The following is a 21124-nucleotide window of genomic DNA, read 5'->3' as shown; positions in this document are numbered from 1 at the left end:
GCCAACAAATCCTACTGTGCAATACCATCATTAAACAACGCCGACAGCCCACTGCGACGTTCAGTGCGAGTGGCAATGGCCCCACTCAATATCCGCTCATCGGCATACAGCGACAAGCGACGGCGCGCGCGGGTCACCGCCGTATAAACCAGCTCGCGGGTAACAACGGGCGAATGCTGGCTGGGTAAAATCAACGCCGCATGATCAAACTCGGATCCTTGTGATTTATGCACCGTCATCGCCCAGGTTGTTTCATGTTCCGGTAAACGGCTGGGCTGTACCGACTTGATATTGCCATCCGGCAACGCAAACCACACCCTTAAGCCCTGACCACGATCGAGCGCGATCCCGATATCACCGTTAAACAGACCCAGCGAACTGTCATTTCGCGCAATCATCACCGGTCGCCCCTCGTACCAACGGGTATGTGCGAGACGGGAAATCTTACGTTTTTGCACCATCACCTGTTCGATGCGCTCATTCAACCCACTCACGCCGAACGGACCTTCACGCAGTGCGCACAATAGCTGATATTCATTAAATGACTGAATAATAGCATCCGGCTCTGCACGCTCATGGAGCAACTCAAGGTAGTGCCCATAGCCCGCTAGCGCTTCATCAAGCATAGCTGCGTAATCTTCACTACTTTGCAGCGTGCGTTTTTCGATATCACTAAAACCTTGCTGGAAGACCGTTTTGATCGCGGCTTTATCACCCCGATTTATCGCAGAAGCCAGTTGGCCGATACCGGAATTACTGCCAAAACGGTAACTCTTTTGCAGCAGGCATAAGCTGTCACGTAATGATGCCGCCTGAGTTCCTGAACCCGCAGGAATGGTGCTACCGGTCAGGCGGCTCAGTTGTTTTGCGCGTTCCGCAGTAAATCCGGCATTCACAAAAGCACAGATATCCCCCAGCACAGCCCCCGCCTCAACGGAAGCAAGCTGGTCACGATCGCCAAGAAAAATCACCCGACCATGGGGAGGTAATGCATCAATAAGGCGCGACATCATAGGCAAATCAATCATCGAGGCTTCATCAACCACCAACACATCAAGATGGAGAGGATTGCCTGCATGATGGCGCAGTCGCTGGCTACCCGGCTGTGCGCCTAATAATCGGTGCAGCGTACTGGCGTCATCAGGAATACGTTTCTTTTGTTCATCGGTCAACGGCAACTCACGTAATGCAGCGCCCAGCGACGCAGTCAGTCGCGCCGCCGCTTTTCCCGTTGGAGCGGCCAGCCGGATACGACAGCGTTCACCATCCGCCATCTGAATCAACGCCGCCAACAGCCTGGCGACCGTTGTCGTTTTTCCCGTTCCCGGCCCACCAGAGATCACTGATATACGACGCGTCAGCGCTACAGCCGCTGCAACTTTCTGCCAGTTAATTCCTTCCGTATGCGGAAAAAGCGTCCCCAGCGTGTGGGTCAACCGCGATTCATCCACCTCGATTGCCTGGTTAACCTCACTAAAGAAGCGAGCCACCGTACGTTCGTTATTCCACATTCGGTTCAGATACAGGCGATCGCAATACAGCACCAGCGGCGTCGGGCGCTCGCCGCGACTTACCGCATCAGAGGCAAGCAGACATTCAGCCCAGTCTTCAGGCTCCCCTTTTTCACTCATCCAGGAGGTAAGCAAAGGGTGGGCGTCTTCGCTTAAAGATAAACGCGAAAGCGGTAAACAGACGTGGCCTTCTCCCGCTTCGCGGCTAAGCAATGCCGCAGCCAGCGTGACGACCGGGTTGTCGTTTCCGGCAACCGCCAGCGCAAACTGGGCATCTAACGGCCGTAGCTGTTTCTGCTCCACAGCCTCCAGTAATCGCTTCTGGATTGTCATTGCATTTCCTCCAGTGCTGCGCCCGCAAACATCTCGTCCATCATCGCAATCAGCTCTCCGTCTGGTCGGGTCGCATAAATTCCCTGCTGAGGTTCCTCGCTATCAACACCGCGCAAAAAGAGATAGATAACGCCGCCAAAATGGCGTTCATAATCGTAGTCTGTAATGCGGTGACGTAAATAGCGGTGCAGCGCCAGAGTATAAAGTTGATATTGCAGGTCATAACGGTGTGCCTGCATTGCTGAGGCCATCGCCTGCTGGGTATAAGCGCTGCTGTCTTCTCCCAGCCAGTTAGATTTGTAGTCAAGCAGGTAATAACGCCCCTGGTGGCGGAACACGAGGTCAATAAAACCTTTCAGCATGCCGCGAACCTGCATGAAATCCAGCGGTGGACAGCCCGCCGAGAGAGGATCGTATTTGCGGATCAGCGCGTCCAGTTGGCTGGCTATCAGCGGCTGCGAAATGGGCAGATAAAACTCCATCTCCACCTGTTTTTCCCGTGCAGACAGAACGCTCAGACTCACGCCCGATTCGTTAAGCGGCGCACGCAAAATGGCCTCCAGCCAGTGGGTCAAAACCGGCGCCCAGTGTGCCTCATACCCACCCAACGCCAGTTTTTCCTGTACCCATTGCGTTTCAACCGGTTGGGTAAAATCCAGGTCCTCAAACAAGCTATGTAAAAATGTTCCCGGCGATGCACCTCGTGGAAACTGATGCGGTGTTAGCCCTGATTCCACAACCGCCTCACCCACGCCTGATGCATCAATGTCCAGCCGGGGGATCAGATCCTGCGCGATGTCATGTCCACGTTGTTGCAGGCCGGAATAGCTGGTCACACGCCAGCTGTCACCGGGAGCACGTTGCAGCGTTCTTGCACTCAATACCGAACTGGCGGGTTGCGAAACCAGCCAACGCTCACCGTCTGGCTCATTCGGCGTCAGGCAGGCAATATCTTCACTGCAAAGCGCTTCAATAGCAGCACGAAGCCCTGCGGCATCCTTCGGCTCGCCTTTTTGCAACAAGCGTCCCAGAGCACTCTGATGCACATCGGTATCACCTTTCTTATCACCCCGACGGCGCACCAGCGGCGCAACGCCGAGACTGCAATGCCATACCGAACGCGTCAGCGCAACATAAAGCAATCGCAGGTCTTCCGCCAGACGTTCAGCTTCTGCCAGCTCAATACTCTCATCCGCTTCGCTGAGATCCAGCACAGCTTCAAAAGAGCTACGATCATGGTAGAACGCCTGATCCTGAACGCGAAAATTAGTGATAAAAGGCAGCCAGACCAGTGGATATTCCAGCCCTTTCGATTTGTGGATGGTGACGATTTTAACCAGATGCTTATCGCTCTCCAGCCTCAACTGCTGACTGGAAGCATTGCTGTCAGGTTCCAGAATATGCTGGGAAAGCCAGCGCACCAGCGCATGCTCACTTTCCAGTTGCGATCCCGCTTCCTGCAACAGTTCACTGATATGCAAAATGTCGGTCAGACGGCGTTCGCCACCCGCCGTTGCCAGCAGGTTTTCTGCAATTTGACGCGCTGACATCAGCGCGCGCAGCATCGGCATGACGCCACGCTTATGCCAGAGCTGGCGATAACCGTCGAATTCCTCTACTACGGCATCCCAGGCATTCTCGTCATTGTTCAGCGCTTCAATATCCTGCGCATTAAGTCCCATCATGGACGTCGCCAGCGCGCTACGCAGTGTGTTTTCACGTTCCGGCGTCATCACCGCCTGCAGGACCCATAGCAGTTCCTGCGCCTCCAGCGTTTCAAATACACTGTCACGGTTGGAGAGATAGACCGACGGGATAGCCAGTTGCGTTAGCGCGTCGCGTACCAGCGCCGCCTCCTGGCGACTGCGGACCAACACGCTGATATCCGATGCGCGTACCGGGTTGGACGCTTTACCGCTGACCAGCAACGCCTCACCAGACTGCCCGGCTTTAAGCCAGTCACGAATTTGCGTTGCGCACACCTGGGCCATATAGTTCTGGTAATCGCCCACGCCACAGCTTTCTCCTTCCATTAGCCACATGCTCATCGCAGGTTGCTTTTCACCGTGAAGTACAAACCGCAGCGATTGATTCTTCTCTGCGGATTTCACCGGGCTAAAGGGGATTTCGCGGAACATGAAGGCGTCGTTCATCTGGCTGAAGAGCGTATTGACGCCATTGACCATCCCAGGCGCAGAACGCCAGTTGGTATCGAGCGTGTAATGTGCGCTAACTTCACTACGCGCTTTCATATAGGTGAAGATATCCGCACCGCGAAACGCATAAATAGCCTGTTTGGGATCGCCAATCAACAGCAGCGCGGTTTCCGGCTGATGCTGCCAGATACGACGGAAAATACGGTACTGCTGCGGGTCGGTGTCCTGGAATTCATCGATCATCGCCACCGGAAAACGGGTTCGAATGGCAGTAGCCAGCGCATCGCCGCTTTCACTACCCAGTGCCGCGTCCAGCCGACTGAGCATATCGTCAAAGCCTAACTCTCCGCGTCGACGTTTCTCCTGCGCAACCGCTTCGCGGATTTCCGCCAGCGCCCGGGTAATCACCAGATCGCGGATCGTCAGCGGTTCGCTAATCAGTTCATCAATGGCGACAAATAGCGGATGCCGGGGCGTTACGCCGCCCGCTTTGGTGCGATCTTCTAAAAAGCGTTGAGAGAATTTCTCCAGCGCATCAGGGAGCTGGTAGCTTTGTGTCTCTTCCTGCGCCCAGGCACTGATCTTTTCGATCCACTTACCCTGATTACCACGATTAAATTTACGCCTGTCGATTCCGGAATCTTCAAGCAGACCTTCCAGCTCATCGACCGAATCGCGCCATTGCTGCTTAATCTGGTTGATACGCGCCAGAATTTTTTCGTGTCGGGATGCCAGCGTTTCATCCGTTGGCGGCGGCGCTTTAATGACCGGGGCTTCACCCTGTAGGTAGCGGTCGATATCTCGTAGCAGCGCTTGTGGGCCTTTCCACGTTTCGAAGATCACCTGCGCAATATCGCGAGAGAGCGGGTAACAATGTCGACGCCAGAAGTCCGCGCAGGCCTGGTAACGCAGCAGCGATTCATCTTCTATCAGTTGCTGTTCAAACAGCATGCCTGACTCAAAGGCGTTCAGACTAAGCATACGCTGGCAGAAACCGTGAATGGTAAACACCGCCGCTTCATCCATCTGTCTTTCAGCCAATAACAGCCAATGCGCGGCCTGTTTTTTATCGGCAATTTCATCTAACAAGCGGGCATAGAGCGGATTGTCGGTAGTTTCACGCAGGCAGGCAATTCGCAGCTCATGAATGTTGCTACGAATACGACCGCGCAGCTCTTCAGTGGCGGCCTCGGTAAAGGTAACCACTAACAGCTCTTCGACGGTCAGAGGGCGAGGAAAGGCGGCGGAGCCGCCCAGTCCAAGCAGTAAACGTAAATAAAGGGCGGCGATGGTAAAGGTTTTACCGGTGCCCGCAGAGGCTTCAATCAGTCGCTCGCCCGTCAGGGGCAAGCGCAGTGGATCAAGGGACTCAGCGGCATCATTCATTCTTTTCACTCATCAGGGGTAAGGTTTGCTGCAACGCGCTGACGGTCGGCCACACTTTCCAGCCTTCCGGGTGCACATACTCTGCTTTCCCGTTCTGACTGCCGGAAACCTGTGACAGTATCGCCATGCCTTGCGGCTCAACCACCGCCTGATGGAAGAAATCGGCAAGCTTTTGCGGCGTCAGCAGTTTAATCTGAGCCACGATTTTATCACGTGAATCGAAGCGCATATTACCTCGATCGAAATCTTTGCTTAACTGCGAAGCTTCTGCCCCCAACGTTTGGGGCGCCTGCAGCATTTGCGCAATGATGGCCTGCTGAATTTGTACGAATTCATCAGCTTTCATTGCCCGCAGTTTCGCTTCCGCCGTCGGGAAAAACGCTTTATACCGTTCCCACAGGTAAGACGGTTGCTTATCGCTGCTTTGCAGCAGGAAACCCATTCCCCACTGACGGCCAACGCTCATTGGGAAAGCAAATACGGCGTAGCCTAATTGCTCTTCAGTACGCAGTTGATTGTAGAACCACGGCTGAACAATTTGCCCTAACATCGCGCTGTAGGCCGAACTGGTATACTCGTCATAACCGGTAGGCACAAATACCGCTGCCAGCGCGGAGTCCGTGCTGCTGCCCGCTTTTTCAAAGATGACGGACTGCTTTTTATCAACTACAACATCTTTGTTCCGGCACCATTCTGACCCGTTCGCACCAAGCTGTTTCTGAATATCACGTGCCATGGTTTTCGCCTGAGCTTCGCTCATGTTACCAATCACCAGAAATTCAGGACGCGCACCGGCTTTTAAGGTGTCACGGTAAGTCATCACTTCTTGCAAAGTAATGGATGGCAACAGTTTACGGCGTTCATCGCGTGAGAAGTACGGCACCTGAGAAAGCATCTGTACCGGCATAATTGCCTGATCATAGGCTTTGCCTTTCTCTGCAGAGTCCATCATCTGGGCGTACCAGGATTTCGCCTGCTCCAGCTGTTCGTCCGTAGCGGTGTAGCTGAAATAGCCTGTCAGCAGAGCCTGAAAAAGCTGAGGTAAACGTTGGGTATAGCCGTTTGCGTTAAGCATCAGACCATTGTTAGCATTCGTTGAGAAACCAATCCCCCCCACCGCAGCCTGATTGCTTAACTGGTCGAGCGCAATACCGGCCAGATAATCGTTCAGTGCGAATAACACCTGATTTTTGGCGCTATCCATCGCTTTCGGGTTGCGCAGAATCACGCTGACATCGGCCTTTGGCTCACTGGCAAAATACTGACTCGGCGCATATACCACGCGTAAATCAGGCTCATCAACGATCAAATCCGGATGGGCGTATTTTTTATCCGTCTTAATCAGCGTGAAATCATCAGGGATATAGGGGTTCAACTCCGGCAGAGAGAGCGCAATGCCCTGGGCTTTTTGCTGCCAGTCGGCGAAGGTTTTTTCGCTGATTTTATCCACCTGATAAGGGGCATCGACAAAATAAGCGGTTTTATTATGTGGCTCTTTCGGACTGATATACCAGATACGCGCATTTTGCGGTGTCATCATCGCCAGACGTTCCTGAACCGCCTTAGCATCATATTGATCGGCAATATTCACCGCATCCAGCGTATGTTCGACGGGAACGCGGATCATGGTATCAGCCAGCCATTCCACGTAGTCCATATCACGCGTGATAGAGGGATAACGGAAGTCGAGATCCAGTACGTGTGCCAGTTCGTCAAAATAGCGTTTATCAACGCCTTTTTCACGCAACAGATTGAGATAGCTAAAGATAGCAGCAACAACTTCATCGCGATTCGCCAACCCTTTGTCGGTTAACGTCGCCGAAATAGCCAGCACACCGCTGTTACCATTGACAACCGGATCGGAGTCAGCACGAATGCCTTCAACCAGCCCCTGCTTTTGCAGCCAGTCGGACAACGTCCCCGGACTGCGGTTGCCAATCAAATAGGTAACGAGTTCGTCGGTTTTGCTACGAAACTGTGCACTGTTGTTATCGATACGAAACTCTACGCGCAGCACTTTACGCGGCATTGCAGGGACATAGTGGATGACGACGCCCTTTTGCGCGTCAGTCACGACCGGTACGGTAATTTCCGGTTTTTCGACATTTTTATTCGGTACTCGCCCGAAGTTATCAGCCGCGATCCGCGCCAGCTCTGGCAGGGGTTTATTACTGTAAATCACCGCTTTCATCAGGTTCGCGGAGTAGTACTTTTCATGGAATGTCTGCAAGGCTTGCAGTACCGGGTTACCCGGTTTATCGCTTAATGTCTGCAGATTTCCGCCGGAGAAGCGCGAACCAGGGTGTGCCGGGTTTATTGTTTCTGCGCTCACCTGTGCCATACGCATACCGTCCCGGGTACGCGCCAGCGTCAGCTCAGAATTAACGGCATTTCGCTCGCGATCGGCATATTTTTTATCGAGCAGCGGCGAGGCAATAGCGTCAGCCAGACGATCAACGGCCCCCGCCAGCGCATCGTTTTCAACTTCGAGATAGAAAGCCGTGCGATAGGGCGCAGTGCTGGCGTTGTGGCTGCCGCCGTGCATTTTGAGGAATTCAGCTAAGCTGTCCGGCTGTGGGTATTTTTTAGATCCCATCAGGCACATATGTTCAAGGTAATGCGCCAACCCCTGGTGATCGTCGGGATCTTCCAGAGACCCCACCGGGACCACCAGTGCAGAGAGTGACTTAACGGCCTGAGGGTCGGATACCAGCAACACGACCATGCCGTTATCAAGGCGCACGGCCTGATACTGGCGAGTGTCTTTATCGCTTTTACGGATGGTTTCAGCTAAAGGCTGCCAACCAGTATCTGCCTGACTTACGGGTACCCAAAGGGCAACGAACAACAGTAATGCGCTGAACCAGGTGCTGCGGGGCATTCACAAACCTCATCATTAACGTATTCACCTGTTCACTACAAACCACGCATTAAGCGTGGTCTGAACAGGGCAAGACTCTGTGCTGAACGAGTCAGCATCTTATGTGTAAGAATCAGTCCGTGACAGAAAGCGCATCATAGTAGAAGTCATCAATCTGTGCAATTTTTATACAATCATCATGACTGATTAAAGCGAAATAACGGTAACAAATAGCGCTGAGACTGCGACACAATGGTCTCCAGAGTTTCAGGAGCCAGCTGACGCCACAGGCGTTGATACCAGATATCATCGCCTTCACCACGCACCATCATGTTGCCTTCATAAGCCTGCAAAAACTTATTTCGTGCTTTTTGCAGCGTATCATCGTCATCTAACATGGCATCATTTACGGCGTCATAACAGGTTTTTATCCACGCCCCACCACTTTCCGGTAGCACCAGCAAAGGCGATGACATGCCTTCCCGATACCCCTCAATAAGTTGTGACAGATACAGTAACGCCTGCTCTGCCTCCAGTGGAGGGAAACGCCATTCTCCGTCTTTACGCAGGAACAAACGACTCTCTCCCGCTCCGCCACTGGCACAATAGACAAGATGTTCCAGCCAAAGTTGCACCCCCTGGGACACACTTATTAAAGATGGGCGCCAGCGCAACAAACCATCTTCCTGGACCTGTGGTAACCAACCCGTGATTTGCACACCGTTGCAGCTCAGATCAATTTCCATGCTCTGGCAAGGCTGGCGAGAGGCAATAATGCGATCGGCAAGCGACTGCATCTCCTGACGTTGGGTATCCCAAAGAATCTCACCAAATGCCCCATAAGGAAGCGAGCCAGCCGCACGGAAGCGACGGAACAAACGCTCGGCGTCGTTCTCTTCCACCAGCGTGTTAAGCAACTGCTGGTTAAGCTGATAGCGGGTTAACCCCTCAAGGGTAAAAGGCTCCGTTTCCGGGATCTCACTCTCTTCAGAACGGAAATTCACTCGTAGCCGCATCTGGAAGAAGGCCCGAACCGGATGAGCCCAAAATCGTTGTAGCGTTTCCAGCGTCAGGGTTTCAGGCATCGTAAAGTGGAGTGGCTGAACAAAATCAGCGTGTGCCTTACCTGACATGTTCGCCGCTGGCAGCCATTCACGCGCATAACTTTGCTGTTCGCCTGGCTGAAAGTTTTGTACATCAAAAGGCATACGGGTGTGCAAACGGGTAATGTGGGCTTTTACTTTGGTTTCGCTTTCATCGCTGGTGAGCAATTCATCACCCGGTAAGTAGTGGCTTTGCCCAATATAGTCCATTAACTCCTGCACCAGTACCGACGGAAAGCGTTCACTGTTGTCCTGAATTGAACGCCCAATGTAGCTGATATAGAGCGTTTGCTGCGCCGAGATCAGTGCTTCCAGAAACAGATAGCGATCATCATCACGACGACTTCGATCACCCCGCATCGGCTTTTGACTCATCAGGTCAAAACCCAACGGCGCAAGCTGGCGCGGATAAACACCGTCGTTCATGCCTAACAAACACACCACTTTGAAAGGAATGGAACGCATTGGCATCAGCGTACAAATATTCACCGGACCAGCAAGGAAGCGCTGACTGATACGTTCCTGGTCTAGCCGCAGGGCTAGCTCATCGCGTAACAGTGAAAGTGGAATAGCACCGCGATACTCAGCCCCCAAACCTTCGGCAATAATAGCCTGCCACTGTTGTTCAATGAGCGTCATCGCCGCTTCGGTTTCCGCATCCGGCAGGAAGAAATCATTGAGCATGTCACGACAGACGGGTAGCCATTCCTCCAGCGGACGCTCCTGGGCCAACCCCCGGCGCCAAAGATTGAGCTGCATCAATAGCGAAGCCAGATGCCCCACCAGCTCGGCAATCAAACCGCTGGATTCATCATACGGCAATACCGATTGCCACTCGCCCTGTGTGCTTTCCATCGCATAGCCCAGCAGCATACGCGTCAGACCAAATTGCCAGGTGTGCTGGCCTGTCGGTGGTAGTTCCAGTTCGCGAACGTTATCGTCGTCAATTCCCCAACGAATACCTGACTCATTAACCCACAGGCGAAGATAGCGTAATCCCTCTTCGTTGATGTTGAAGCGCGCCGCCAGTACTGGGACGTCCAGTAATGCCAACACATCTTCTGAGACAAAACGGCTGTCCGGCAACGACAGCAGGCTGATAAAGGCCTGTAAAACGGGATGGGACTGACGTGCACGGCGGTCAGAAATGGCAAACGGTAAATATCTATCAGCTGGCGCGCTGCCAAAAACGGCCTGAATGAATGGGCTGTAGCTGTCGATATCCGCTACCATCACAATGATGTCACGCGGCGTCAGCGTAGGGTCCGCTTCCAGCATCGCCAGCAAACGGTCATGGAGGATTTCCACCTCACGCTGTGGGCTATGGCAGACATGGAAACTCACACTGGTGTCATTCGGCTCAAGCAACCGTTTATTGTCGCTACGCGAATACTCCTCCAGATTGACGCCTGCCACAGCCCGGCTTTCCAGCTCAAGGATGTCCGACTGAATGTTACGCAAAAGATTGTCGGGCGTGATATCGACAAACGCATCCAGTTCCTGGCTGTTTTCCAGCTCAGACAGCAGGTAAATATAGTCACGCCCCAGTTTTCCCCACGAGGCCAGCAGCGGATTGCTGACATCCTGCTCGCCATCACTGTTAAACAACCCCTCGGCATTTTGGCTATCACGAAACAACGGCAGCTCTCTTTCTTCAAAGCTGTGCCGACGCTGGCGCGCCAGCAGCTTCGCCAGATACGCAGGATCTTTAATGTCACCCCAGTAGTAACGACACGGATTAGTGAATAACAGGTGAATTTCGATATGCTTACCCAACGCCTGCAACGCCTGAAGATAAACAGGCGGCAACGCCGAAATACCGCAAATAAAAACGCGCGAAGGTAGCCCTTCCGGGCAGCTTGTTGCACTTTCCAGGGTCTGAATAAACCGTTGATATAAATTAGCGCGATGCCAGCGTGGTTGTCCCAGTTCAGCGGTATATTCCACCAGCGCTTTCCACAGTGGTGCCTGCCAGGCCTGAGACTCACCTAAACCTTCAACCAGCCTTCCCTCCTCCCACTGCGTTAACCAGTCCGGACGGTAGACTAAATATTGGTCGAAAAGGTCGGCTGCGCGTGAAGAAAGCTGAAACAACTTACGCTTGTCGGTATCGTCAGTCAGATAGTGACGCAGCAGCGTGAAGTCATCTTTTTCCAGTAATTGCGGCAGCAACGTCATCAGCTTCCAGCTCATACTCTGTTTGCTGAACGCGCTCTCTTTCGGGATCTCCGGCAATACGCGCACAAACATATCCCAGATAAAACTCGCAGGTAGCGGAAAATCAATGTTGGCGGCAATACCAAACTTCTGTGCCAGGGTCATTTGTAACCATTGCGCCATACCGGTACTTTGAACCAGGATCATCTCCGGTTCAAAAGGGTCGTCCAGTCGCTCCCGCTCGACGATATATTCCATTAACGCTTCCAGCACATCCAGGCGATTGGAGTGGTAGACCCTTAACATAGCGACTCCTGACTACTGACGATTTGAGCAGTGCAGACGTGTCATTTGACCCTGCCTGCCCATAGGGGACGTAATTTTAACATTGATGCTGACACATCCCGCCTGCGTTGTCTGCATTCGGTTTACCTGCCAGTTCAAAGGCGGCGAAAACACATGCAGTTGGCTTTGCTGCCACGCGTAACGCCAAAGCTGCTGGTACTGATTTCTGCCCAAGAAACTGTTCATCAATGCTCGTTGATACCCCGACAGTGTGGTCACAATCATGATCATCAACACCATTGCCAACATGACTTCCGGCAGGCTAAATCCACGTTGCCGGTTCAGGGGATCTGGCATAATGCCAGCGTCTTTAACGGGCAGAAATCGCTCCAGCCATGTGCAGAAAACTTGATATTGCCGTCTACAACCTCGCCCTGACGCCATAGAGATATCCCTTCGTATTGAGCAATAAGCAACACGTTATTATTAGCAAGCAGTCGCAGACAAACGTCTGCATTCTGCATTGCATAGGACCGACACTGAACATCGGGTTGCAAAAGCCAGCGTTGCATACGCCCCCATTCCATCGCAGATTGCGCCACGGCCTGGCGTTGCAAAGACTGGCTTTCCATTGCAACACGAGAGGCAAAACTGGCTTCCTGCCTGCTAACGCCCTGCAACAACAGACTACCGAGCACCAGAAGTAAAAGTACCAGTGCAAGGGACGATACACCTCGTTCCCGGTTCACAGATTAAATCCTGTCACGCTGTAAAGCGCTTCGATCACTCTTTGTGGTTCGACTTTACTGGAGCCACGCAGACGCAGAATGAGGACGGGCGCAAACCCGCTAACATTCTGGCGTTCCACCTGAAATGACTCAATCTGAATGGTTACAGGATCGGTCATGCTATCCCAGCCCTTTCCTGCGCACGACGTCGCACCGCGCAATGTCTCCAGCGCCTTGTTTTGTAGGCGAAATCCAATCTGCTCGGCTTCTTTCGCTGGATTCGTCTCCCAGATACCGTTACTGTTTGCATCCCACTGCACAATAACGCAATCGCGCTGACCCGATATTTCCAGCCCTTCACCGTGACAGCGTCCGTGACAGTAGCCCGCCCGCTGGAGATGCTTCGCTACGGTATAAACACGTTGCCAGACCTCATCTTCAAGCACTAACTGGTGTGTATTGTGCAAAATACCGCGCTGCAGGGCAGGTAAAAATCGCGCTGGACCCAGGAGTAAAACACTGCTTATCGCCATCGCAATCAGCACCTCCAGCAGTGAAAAACCGCGTTCGTTTAGCGACATAGATTTGCCTCATCGCGCTCGCAAAGTCTGATTCTCCCCCAACCTGATACCACCAGATTCAATTCACCAGCCGCATTTTTCAGGCGAATATGCCCAGCCCATGCCGTGTTCCGTAGGCCAAAAAAAGCCAGCGAAGGCGTTATCTCCACCATCTCAATATCGTCCCAGAGCGGCATAAACAGCCACGGCGAGGAAGGCTTACATGACTCATGAACATCGGCAGAGCTAACAAAACACCATGACGCTCCCTCTCTGATAACGCTGATAACGTGGTCGCGGTTATGCCAGTTGGCATCTTCACGAAGTTGCAGCAAATAATCCCGTACCTGACAGGCGGTTTGCCACAACCGTTGTTGCTGCTGCCAGCGTTGCCAGCCATAAAGTCCTGTGGCACTTAGGGCGACAATAATGAGCATCGCAACCAGAGTTTCAATTAGCGTATAGCCTTGTTGTTTTTTCATGTCGCCAGTATGGCGTGAGGGAATGAAATAACGAGCAGTGAATTCGGGTTATTCGGCGGGCTGCGAGGAATATTTTCCATGTTGCAGCGTATTACAACTTTTGCAGGAATCAGCATCGAAAAACTGACGCGAAGGCAAAAAAAAACCGACGCGCTATGGCGTCGGTCGTGGCAGCATGACATTCGATCAGATGGCGACCGGCGCTTTGATGCCTGGGTGCGGATCGTAGCCTTCAATTTCGAAATCGTCGAAACGATAGTCGAAGATAGACTCAGGTTTACGCTTGATAACCAGCTTCGGCAGCGCGCGGGGTTCACGGCTAAGCTGCAGGTGAGTTTGTTCCATATGGTTGCTGTACAGGTGCGTGTCGCCACCAGTCCAGACAAAGTCACCAACTTCAAGATCGCACTGCTGCGCCATCATGTGGACCAGCAAAGCGTAGCTGGCAATGTTAAACGGCAGGCCGAGGAACACATCGCACGAACGCTGGTACAGTTGGCAGGAGAGCTTGCCGTCAGCCACGTAAAACTGGAAGAATGCGTGGCACGGCGCCAGCGCCATCTTATCCAACTCACCCACGTTCCACGCGGAAACGATGATACGACGAGAGTCCGGGTCGTTTTTCAGCTGGTTTAAAACAGTCGTAATCTGGTCAATATGGCGGCCATCCGGCGTTGGCCACGCGCGCCACTGTTTGCCATAAACCGGGCCTAAATTGCCATTTTCATCGGCCCATTCATCCCAGATTGAGACATTATTTTCATGCAGATAAGCAACGTTGGTGTCGCCCTGCAAAAACCACAGTAGTTCATGAATAATGGAGCGCAAGTGGCAGCGTTTAGTTGTAACCAGCGGGAACCCTTCCTGCAGGTTAAAACGCATCTGATGGCCAAAAATGGAAAGCGTTCCGGTTCCGGTACGATCGTTTTTCTGTGTGCCTTCATCCAGCACTTTTTGCATCAGTTCTAAATACTGTTTCATGGTTCCTCAGGAAACGTGTTGCTGTGGGCTGCGACGATACGCCCAAACCATCATGATAATACCGGCGACAATCATCGGGATAGACAGGATCTGCCCCATGCTGATGTATTGTACCCATGCGCCGGTAAACTGCTGATCCGGTTGGCGGAAAAATTCAACGATGATACGAAACGCACCATAGCCAATCAGGAACAACCCGGAGACCGACCCCATCGGGCGCGGTTTACGAATAAACAGATTAAGTATGATAAACAGCACAACCCCTTCCAGCGCCATCTCATAGAGCTGGGAAGCGTGGCGTGGCAGTGAGCCGTAAGTATCGAAAATAGACTGCCATTGCGGATTAGATTGCAGCAGTAAGATATCTTCTGTACGCGAACCAGAGAACAGCATGGCATAGGAGAAGTTCGGGTCGACACGTCCCCACAACTCGCCATTAATAAAGTTGCCCAGACGACCGGCACCCAGGCCAAACGGAATCAACGGTGCGATGAAATCAGAAACCTGGAAGAACGAGCGCTTGGTACGTTTGGCGAAGATAATCATCACCAGAATCACACCGATAAGACCGCCGTGGAAGGACATACCGCCATCCCAGACGCGGAACAGATACAGCGGATTATCAAGGAAGAGAGGGAAGTTGTAGAACAGTACGTAGCCGATACGCCCACCGAGGAAAACCCCGAGGAAGCCTGCATAGAGTAAGTTTTCTACTTCGTTTTTGGTCCAGCCACTCCCTGGGCGATTAGCACGGCGAGTCGCCAGCCACATCGCAAAAATAAACCCCACCAAATACATCATGCCGTACCAGTGAAGTGCGACGGGTCCAATTGAGAAAATGACCGGATCGAAATCCGGAAAATGCAGATAGCTACTGGTCATCTGTCACCACAAGTTCTTGTTATTTCGCTGAAGTCAGACAGCAATTGATAAGCGCGCCTGCATAATGCAGGCGCTCCGAAGTTGCGAATGATAGCACAAGGGGATCACAGCGGATGCCGATTACAGTTAAAAGATATGTATACGCCCTCGTCTTTCAAGCTGCATCTTTGTTGGTTGCGTTCACTCACCGGAGGCAGCCTCCGACTGTTCAAATTCGTTCCTGACGAATTTGTCACGGACTTACCTGTTCAATACACTCAAAATACATTGGGTGTAGCTACTGTTTCCCGCCCTGGTTTCATAATCCCCCGCGAATTAAACCGCCCATGCCACGACGCTCCATAAATGCCGCCACCTGATGGCGTACTTCTGTCGCTAGCTGCGCTTCCAGGCTGCGCTGAGCCAGCGTTTGCGCTTCATCAAAATCGATATGTCGCAGCAGATATTTTACTCGCGCCACGGAACGACCGTTCATCGACAAATGACGGAAGCCCAAACCGATTAGAATAGTTACACACATCGGATCGCCCGCCATTTCACCACACAGGCGCAAATCGATACCACTTCGCTCAGCTTCCTGCGCAATCATCGCCAGGGCACGTAACATTCCCGGATGCAGGCTGTCATAAATGCTGGCGACACGCGTGTTGTTGCGATCGACCGCCAGAATATATTGAGTAAGATCGTTAGTCCCGACCGATATAAAATCGATCCTGTTCGCCAGATGCGGCAACATAAATACCATCGACGGGACCTCCAGCATAATGCCGATGCGTGGTTTCGGGATCGCATAGCCGATCATCTCTTCCACTTCGCGTCCGGCACGTTCAATCAGACGTCGTGCTTCGTCCACCTCATCAATACTGGTTACCATCGGCAGCAAAATACTTAGATTGCCGGTTGCTGCATTTGCCCGCAGCATCGCTCGTACCTGGATCAGAAAGATCTCCGGCTGATCGAGTGTAATGCGGATCCCACGCCACCCGAGGCACGGATTCTCTTCACTGATTGGCATGTAAGGCAGCTGCTTATCCGCCCCGACATCCAGCGTGCGCAGCGTCACAGGCTTGTCGTTAAACATTTGCAGCATCCCTTGATACTGCGCAACCTGCTCTTCTTCCGATGGAAAGCCACTTTGCAGCATGAACGGGATTTCGGTGCGATACAGGCCAATACCGTCGATCCGACTACCCAGCTTCTGTTCATGTTCGGGACTAAGTCCGGCATTGAGCATCACCTTAACGCGCTCGCCGCTTTTCAATTGTGCAGGTTGATTAACGTCATCTTCTGCCAGGCGACTCAGCTCATTCTCTTCACTGATGAGGCGCTGATATTCCTGTATCAATACAGGTTCCGGATCGACCAACACTTCGCCGCGATAACCATCCACCACCAGCGTGCGACGATGCAATACCGATGGCTGGATATCAGCCCCCATCACGGTGGGGATACCCAACGCACGAACCATTATCGCCGCATGGGAGTTGGCGGCACCGTCCCTGACCACAACACCCACAAGCCGATCCTGTGGAAGTTCCGCCAGAGTGGTAGCTGAGAGTTCATCGGCTACCAGCACAAAACGCTCAGGCCAGGCATTCGGCCCCTGGATGGAGTCATCAAGATGGAACAGCAAGCGCTGACCGAGCGCACGTAAATCCCCGGATCGCTCTTTAAGATAGCTATCACTCAGGGCAGCAAACTGTTCGGCAAACTTCTCGATGATCGTTTTAACGGCCCACTCTGCCACTGAACCGTTATCCACTTCAGCAAACAGCTCACGGCGTAAACGGGTATCAGAAAGCAGGTGCGAGTAGAGATCAAAGATCGCCGCCGTTTCTTTCTGCGCCCCGGCAGCAAAACGCTTACTGTAGCGACGGAATTCGTTAGCAGCTTCTTCCAGCGCTCCGGTCAGTCGTTCTCGTTCCAGCGCAGGATCCAACGTTGACGCCTGATACACCTGCTCCATCAACGGCAGCGTGGCATCCTGCCAGCCTTCAGCAATTGCCACACCGGGCGCTGCGGGCAGCGCACGAATGCGCGTTTGGCGGTATTGACCGAACAGCGCGGTAAGCTGCGACTGAGAAAGAATGGCTGCCATTTGCGTGGCAAGCGTGACCAGGAAGGACTCTTCACTTTCATCGTACTGGCGCAACTCGCGCTGCTGTACGACCAGCACACCTAATAGCTGGCGGCGCTGGATGATCGGGACGCCTAAGAACGCACGAAAACGCTCTTCTTTCACCGAAGGAATATATTTGAAGCTCGGATGTTTTTGCGCATCGGCAAGGTTGATAGGTTCCGCCAGCCTGCCAACCAGGCCAACGATCCCTTCATCAAACGCGAGTGCAACAGTGCGACCGCGTGGTTTTTTGAGTCCCCGGGTCGCCATGAGGTAATAACAACGTCGGTCGTGGTCGGCCAGATAGACCGAGCAGACCTCTGTATCCATCGCAAGACAGATGTCAGTAACCAGAATATTCAGCGCCTCATTAAGGCGTGGAGCACTGGCTACCTTTTCGACTATTTCGCGCAGGCGGGTGAGCATAATTTGCGTAGCTTAACCTCTTTTACGTCTGTACGCAGGCGGGCTTTGCGGCTTAGGAGTACTTTCCTGAAGCGCCATCACAACACTTGCGAATTCTTTCATCACCCTGCGATAAACATCGCGTTTAAATGACACCACCTGTCGAACCGGATACCAGTAACTCACCCAGCGCCAGCCATCAAACTCAGGTGTACTACTGGTTTGCATATTGATTTCAGCATCGCTACTGATCAATTGCAGAAGAAACCATTTTTGTTTCTGGCCGATACAAACCGGCTTCGTGTCCCAACGCACCAAACGTTTCGGTAACTTGTAACGCAACCAGTTACGAGTAGAAGCGAGGATCCGTACATCTTTACGGCTGAGCCCCACTTCTTCAAAGAGTTCCCGGTACATCGCCTGCTCTGCTGTCTCTCCTGCGTTTATCCCACCTTGTGGAAATTGCCAGGAGTGCTGACCAAATCGCCGGGCCCACATGACCTGCCCCTGGCGGTTACAAATTACTATCCCTACATTCGGGCGGTAGCCATCGTCATCAATCACCGGACTACCTCAACATAAACCTTATATACAAACGATTGTTTCACACTCCTGGGAGGCGGTAAACCACTCTGTTAAGGACACGATACTCTAATAACAATTGAATAACTCACAGCAAAGGCCCGAGTTATAAACAGAGGGAGCACTGCCAGGACGATTTTATTCACCTTTTCTGTGGATATAGTTGTGAAGAAGTACGGAATTACTATGGGAAAACCCGGAACAGTCTGAATAAGACCTTCGTCACACATAAAAAATAGTCTTATATATTCATTAAGTTAAACTCGGGATCAGGAGATAATCACACAGAAACGTGACGATCATCACGCATACGATCTTCGAGCTGATGAAAGATCAACCAGCGTTGGTTTTATCCACAGATTATGCCAATAAGTTAGGCACAATTTGTGTAAAAATTCGATTTTCGTCGCACGTCAAGGCTGTAAATTGAAACAGTAGTAGGGATTTTTCACAGTTATCCCATCTTTCTGTGGATAACATGGTGTAAGATCCTGTTCATTGTCAGTGACCAGAATTGGAAAACCTGAATTGCTGTTGCGCAACTCCGCGAATTGAAATCTAAAAACCAATATAAATCATATAATTGAATATAGCATGTGGAAAAAGATAAACTCTGTCCACACGGTATAAAATCATTGCTCATTTTTTCGCCTAAGGTATAACCCAATGCCAGAACTCCATCCGTTACTTTTACCTCCTGAATCTGAGACTCAGTTGCTTACCCAGGCACGACAACTCTCAGGCTACGCTTTGGGAGAGTTGGCGACGATGGCGGGTCTTGTTACGCCAAAGGATTTAAAGCGGGACAAAGGCTGGATTGGCGTGCTGCTGGAGATATGGCTTGGCGCCAGTGCGGGCAGTAAGCCAGAACAGGATTTTGCCGCGCTCGGCGTGGAGCTGAAAACAATCCCTGTGGACAGTCTTGGCAGACCGCTGGAAACCACCTTTGTTTGCGTAGCGCCACTGACCGGCAATACAGGCGTAACGTGGGAAACCAGCCATGTCCGGCACAAACTCAAACGCGTACTGTGGATCCCCGTTGAAGGTGAACGCAGCATACCGCTGGCTGAACGGCGCGTCGGCTCTCCGTTACTGTGGAGTCCAAATGAAGAAGAGGACCGACAATTGCGTTTGGACTGGGAAGAGTTAATGGACATGATTGTGTTGGGTCACGTCGAGCGCATTACCGCTCGCCATGGGGAAGTCCTACAACTACGGCCAAAAGCAGCCAATGCCAGAGCGCTTACCGAGGCTATTGGTGCCAATGGCGAACCAATCCTGACCTTGCCACGCGGGTTTTACCTTAAAAAGAACTTCACTCGTGCCTTACTGGAGCGACATTTTTTATTCCAGCCCTAATAGGCACTGCCCGGCCTTTCACCCGCCGCGTTACGGGCCTATAATTAGCGCTTCTTTTTTTTGGCAGGACTTTGTTCGATGTTATTTGCATGGATAACCGATCCTAACGCCTGGCTTGCGCTCGGTACGCTGACGCTGCTGGAGATCGTTCTCGGGATCGACAATATTATTTTCCTCTCTCTGGTAGTTGCCAAACTTCCGACCGCGCAACGCAGTCACGCCCGACGTATTGGGCTGGCGGCAGCGATGCTCATGCGTCTGGCTTTGCTGGCCTCTATCGCCTGGGTAACTCGTTTGACAAACCCGTTATTCGAGGTGTTTGGCGAGGCGATATCCGCACGAGATCTCATACTTCTGCTCGGCGGATTATTCCTGATCTGGAAAGCCAGCAAAGAGATCCACGAGTCGATTGAAGGTGAAGAGGAGGGGCTGAAAACTCGCGTATCCTCTTTCCTGGGTGCGATTGTGCAGATCATGTTGTTAGACATTATTTTCAGTCTGGACTCCGTCATCACCGCGGTAGGCTTGTCCGATCATCTGTTTATCATGATGGCGGCGGTGGTCATCGCCGTGGGTGTGATGATGTTTGCGGCACGCCCAATAGGCGAGTTTGTGGATCGTCACCCTTCGGTAAAAATGCTGGCACTCTCTTTCCTGATTCTGGTTGGTTTCACGCTGATTCTGGAAAGTTTCGATGTCCATGTACCGAAAGGATACATTTATTTCGCCATGTTCTTCTCTATCGCGGTAGAGACCCTGAACCTGTTGCGCAATAAAAAAAATCCGCTCTGATAAAATCTGTCGCTCCCCGCAAGGGGAGCGAATAGCCTCATCATCTTCCCCTTCTCACAGATTAAGATTTTCCCTCTTTCGTCCTGCATAACTTCGCGTTATTACTAAACTATTGTCAGACGCAGGCCATGTGAGGATAAACAGATGAAAAAATGGGCAGTTTTAATTTCCGCCGTAGGATTGGCTTTTGCAGTTTCCGGATGCAGCAGTGATTATGTGATGGCGACAAAAGACGGTCGTATGATCCTGACCGACGGTAAACCGGAAATTGATGACGATACCGGTCTGGTGAGCTATCACGATCAGCAAGGCAACGCGATGCAAATTAACCGTGACGATGTGTCTCAAATTATTGAACGTTGATGGTTGAGGTCAGCAATGCTGCTGGCCTTAACAATTTTTGCTTCCCTTTTTCCCTTCCCTCAGCCATTTTTATAATCCTT

General features: G+C 52.1%; 15 protein-coding genes. 3 read left to right on the top strand and 12 right to left on the bottom strand.

The genetic code is table 11. The annotated features are described in order from the left end of the window. Positions 1 to 11 precede the first annotated feature (11 nt). The 12 genes from recD to rppH form a co-directional block, all read right to left on the bottom strand. Positions 12 to 1844, bottom strand: a complete 1833-nt coding sequence (gene recD, locus SK36_RS02115; protein WP_048220640.1) for an exodeoxyribonuclease V subunit alpha — start codon at positions 1842 to 1844, stop codon at positions 12 to 14. Beyond that, positions 1841 to 5386, bottom strand: a complete 3546-nt coding sequence (gene recB, locus SK36_RS02110) for an exodeoxyribonuclease V subunit beta (RefSeq protein WP_048220639.1) — start codon at positions 5384 to 5386, stop codon at positions 1841 to 1843. The genes recD and recB overlap by 4 nt, the downstream gene beginning before the upstream one ends. After that, a complete protein-coding gene (ptrA, locus tag SK36_RS02105; RefSeq protein ID WP_048220638.1) occupies positions 5379 to 8267 on the bottom strand; it encodes a pitrilysin in 2889 nt (962 codons plus the stop codon). Before ptrA ends, recB begins: the two co-directional genes overlap by 8 nt. 176 nt (positions 8268 to 8443) lie before the next feature. Next, positions 8444 to 11812 carry an exodeoxyribonuclease V subunit gamma gene (recC, locus tag SK36_RS02100; protein ID WP_048220637.1) on the bottom strand — a complete coding sequence of 1123 codons (3369 nt, stop codon included), beginning with the start codon at positions 11810 to 11812 and terminating at the stop codon, positions 8444 to 8446. Between the two features lie 12 nt (positions 11813 to 11824). Further along, positions 11825 to 12148 (bottom strand): prepilin-type N-terminal cleavage/methylation domain-containing protein, encoded by a 324-nt coding sequence (locus SK36_RS02095; RefSeq protein WP_048220636.1) that lies wholly within the window; start codon positions 12146 to 12148, stop codon positions 11825 to 11827. Then, positions 12133 to 12540 carry a DUF2509 family protein gene (locus SK36_RS02090; protein WP_045446992.1) on the bottom strand — a complete coding sequence of 136 codons (408 nt, stop codon included), beginning with the start codon at positions 12538 to 12540 and terminating at the stop codon, positions 12133 to 12135. The genes SK36_RS02095 and SK36_RS02090 overlap by 16 nt, the downstream gene beginning before the upstream one ends. Further along, on the bottom strand, positions 12537 to 13100 hold the full coding sequence (locus tag SK36_RS02085) for a prepilin peptidase-dependent protein (protein WP_048220635.1): 564 nt from the start codon (positions 13098 to 13100) through the stop codon (positions 12537 to 12539). The genes SK36_RS02090 and SK36_RS02085 overlap by 4 nt, the downstream gene beginning before the upstream one ends. Then, the gene (locus SK36_RS02080) at positions 13091 to 13561 is read right to left on the bottom strand and encodes a prepilin peptidase-dependent protein (protein WP_048220634.1); all 471 of its coding nucleotides are present in this window, start codon (positions 13559 to 13561) and stop codon (positions 13091 to 13093) included. Before SK36_RS02080 ends, SK36_RS02085 begins: the two co-directional genes overlap by 10 nt. Before the next feature lie 186 nt (positions 13562 to 13747). After that, the gene (thyA, locus tag SK36_RS02075) at positions 13748 to 14542 is read right to left on the bottom strand and encodes a thymidylate synthase (RefSeq protein ID WP_045447002.1); all 795 of its coding nucleotides are present in this window, start codon (positions 14540 to 14542) and stop codon (positions 13748 to 13750) included. 6 nt (positions 14543 to 14548) lie between these two features. Continuing rightward, positions 14549 to 15424 carry a prolipoprotein diacylglyceryl transferase gene (gene lgt, locus SK36_RS02070; RefSeq protein WP_048220633.1) on the bottom strand — a complete coding sequence of 292 codons (876 nt, stop codon included), beginning with the start codon at positions 15422 to 15424 and terminating at the stop codon, positions 14549 to 14551. A gap of 298 nt (positions 15425 to 15722) precedes the next feature. After that, positions 15723 to 17969: a phosphoenolpyruvate--protein phosphotransferase gene (gene ptsP / locus SK36_RS02065; protein ID WP_045447008.1), complete on the bottom strand. Its 2247-nt coding sequence runs from the start codon at positions 17967 to 17969 to the stop codon at positions 15723 to 15725. A gap of 12 nt (positions 17970 to 17981) precedes the next feature. Then, positions 17982 to 18512, bottom strand: coding sequence for an RNA pyrophosphohydrolase (gene rppH / locus SK36_RS02060; protein WP_045447012.1), 531 nt, complete (start codon positions 18510 to 18512; stop codon positions 17982 to 17984). A gap of 684 nt (positions 18513 to 19196) precedes the next feature. On the opposite strand from rppH, the gene mutH reads away from it, so the two are divergent. The 3 genes from mutH to ygdR all read left to right on the top strand — a co-directional run bounded on the left by mutH (position 19197) and on the right by ygdR (position 21044). Then, entirely contained in the window at positions 19197 to 19889 is a 693-nt protein-coding gene (gene mutH / locus SK36_RS02055; protein WP_048220632.1) for a DNA mismatch repair endonuclease MutH, read from the top strand. A 78-nt stretch (positions 19890 to 19967) separates the two neighbouring features. After that, entirely contained in the window at positions 19968 to 20681 is a 714-nt protein-coding gene (locus SK36_RS02050) for a TerC family protein (RefSeq protein ID WP_045447018.1), read from the top strand. 144 nt (positions 20682 to 20825) lie between these two features. Next, positions 20826 to 21044 (top strand): lipoprotein YgdR, encoded by a 219-nt coding sequence (ygdR, locus tag SK36_RS02045; protein ID WP_000758660.1) that lies wholly within the window; start codon positions 20826 to 20828, stop codon positions 21042 to 21044. Positions 21045 to 21124 lie beyond the last annotated feature (80 nt).

It is taken from the genome of Citrobacter sp. MGH106 (assembly GCF_001037495.1).
In the GTDB taxonomy this organism is placed as follows: Bacteria; Pseudomonadota; Gammaproteobacteria; order Enterobacterales; family Enterobacteriaceae; genus Citrobacter; species Citrobacter murliniae.
The sequence above is the reverse complement of the archived record's forward strand: the minus strand, read 5'-3'. Positions and strand labels throughout refer to the sequence as shown.

Coding starts and splice junctions, on each gene's coding strand:
- recD (WP_048220640.1), bottom strand. CDS start 1,844: ATGACAATCCAGAAGCGATTACTGGAGGCTGTGGAGCAGAAACAGCTA.
- recB (WP_048220639.1), bottom strand. CDS start 5,386: ATGAATGATGCCGCTGAGTCCCTTGATCCACTGCGCTTGCCCCTGACG.
- ptrA (WP_048220638.1), bottom strand. CDS start 8,267: ATGCCCCGCAGCACCTGGTTCAGCGCATTACTGTTGTTCGTTGCCCTT.
- recC (WP_048220637.1), bottom strand. CDS start 11,812: ATGTTAAGGGTCTACCACTCCAATCGCCTGGATGTGCTGGAAGCGTTA.
- SK36_RS02095 (WP_048220636.1), bottom strand. CDS start 12,148: ATGCCAGATCCCCTGAACCGGCAACGTGGATTTAGCCTGCCGGAAGTC.
- SK36_RS02085 (WP_048220635.1), bottom strand. CDS start 13,100: ATGTCGCTAAACGAACGCGGTTTTTCACTGCTGGAGGTGCTGATTGCG.
- SK36_RS02080 (WP_048220634.1), bottom strand. CDS start 13,561: ATGAAAAAACAACAAGGCTATACGCTAATTGAAACTCTGGTTGCGATG.
- thyA (WP_045447002.1), bottom strand. CDS start 14,542: ATGAAACAGTATTTAGAACTGATGCAAAAAGTGCTGGATGAAGGCACA.
- lgt (WP_048220633.1), bottom strand. CDS start 15,424: ATGACCAGTAGCTATCTGCATTTTCCGGATTTCGATCCGGTCATTTTC.
- ptsP (WP_045447008.1), bottom strand. CDS start 17,969: ATGCTCACCCGCCTGCGCGAAATAGTCGAAAAGGTAGCCAGTGCTCCA.
- mutH (WP_048220632.1), top strand. CDS start 19,197: ATGCCAGAACTCCATCCGTTACTTTTACCTCCTGAATCTGAGACTCAG.
- SK36_RS02050 (WP_045447018.1), top strand. CDS start 19,968: ATGTTATTTGCATGGATAACCGATCCTAACGCCTGGCTTGCGCTCGGT.
- ygdR (WP_000758660.1), top strand. CDS start 20,826: ATGAAAAAATGGGCAGTTTTAATTTCCGCCGTAGGATTGGCTTTTGCA.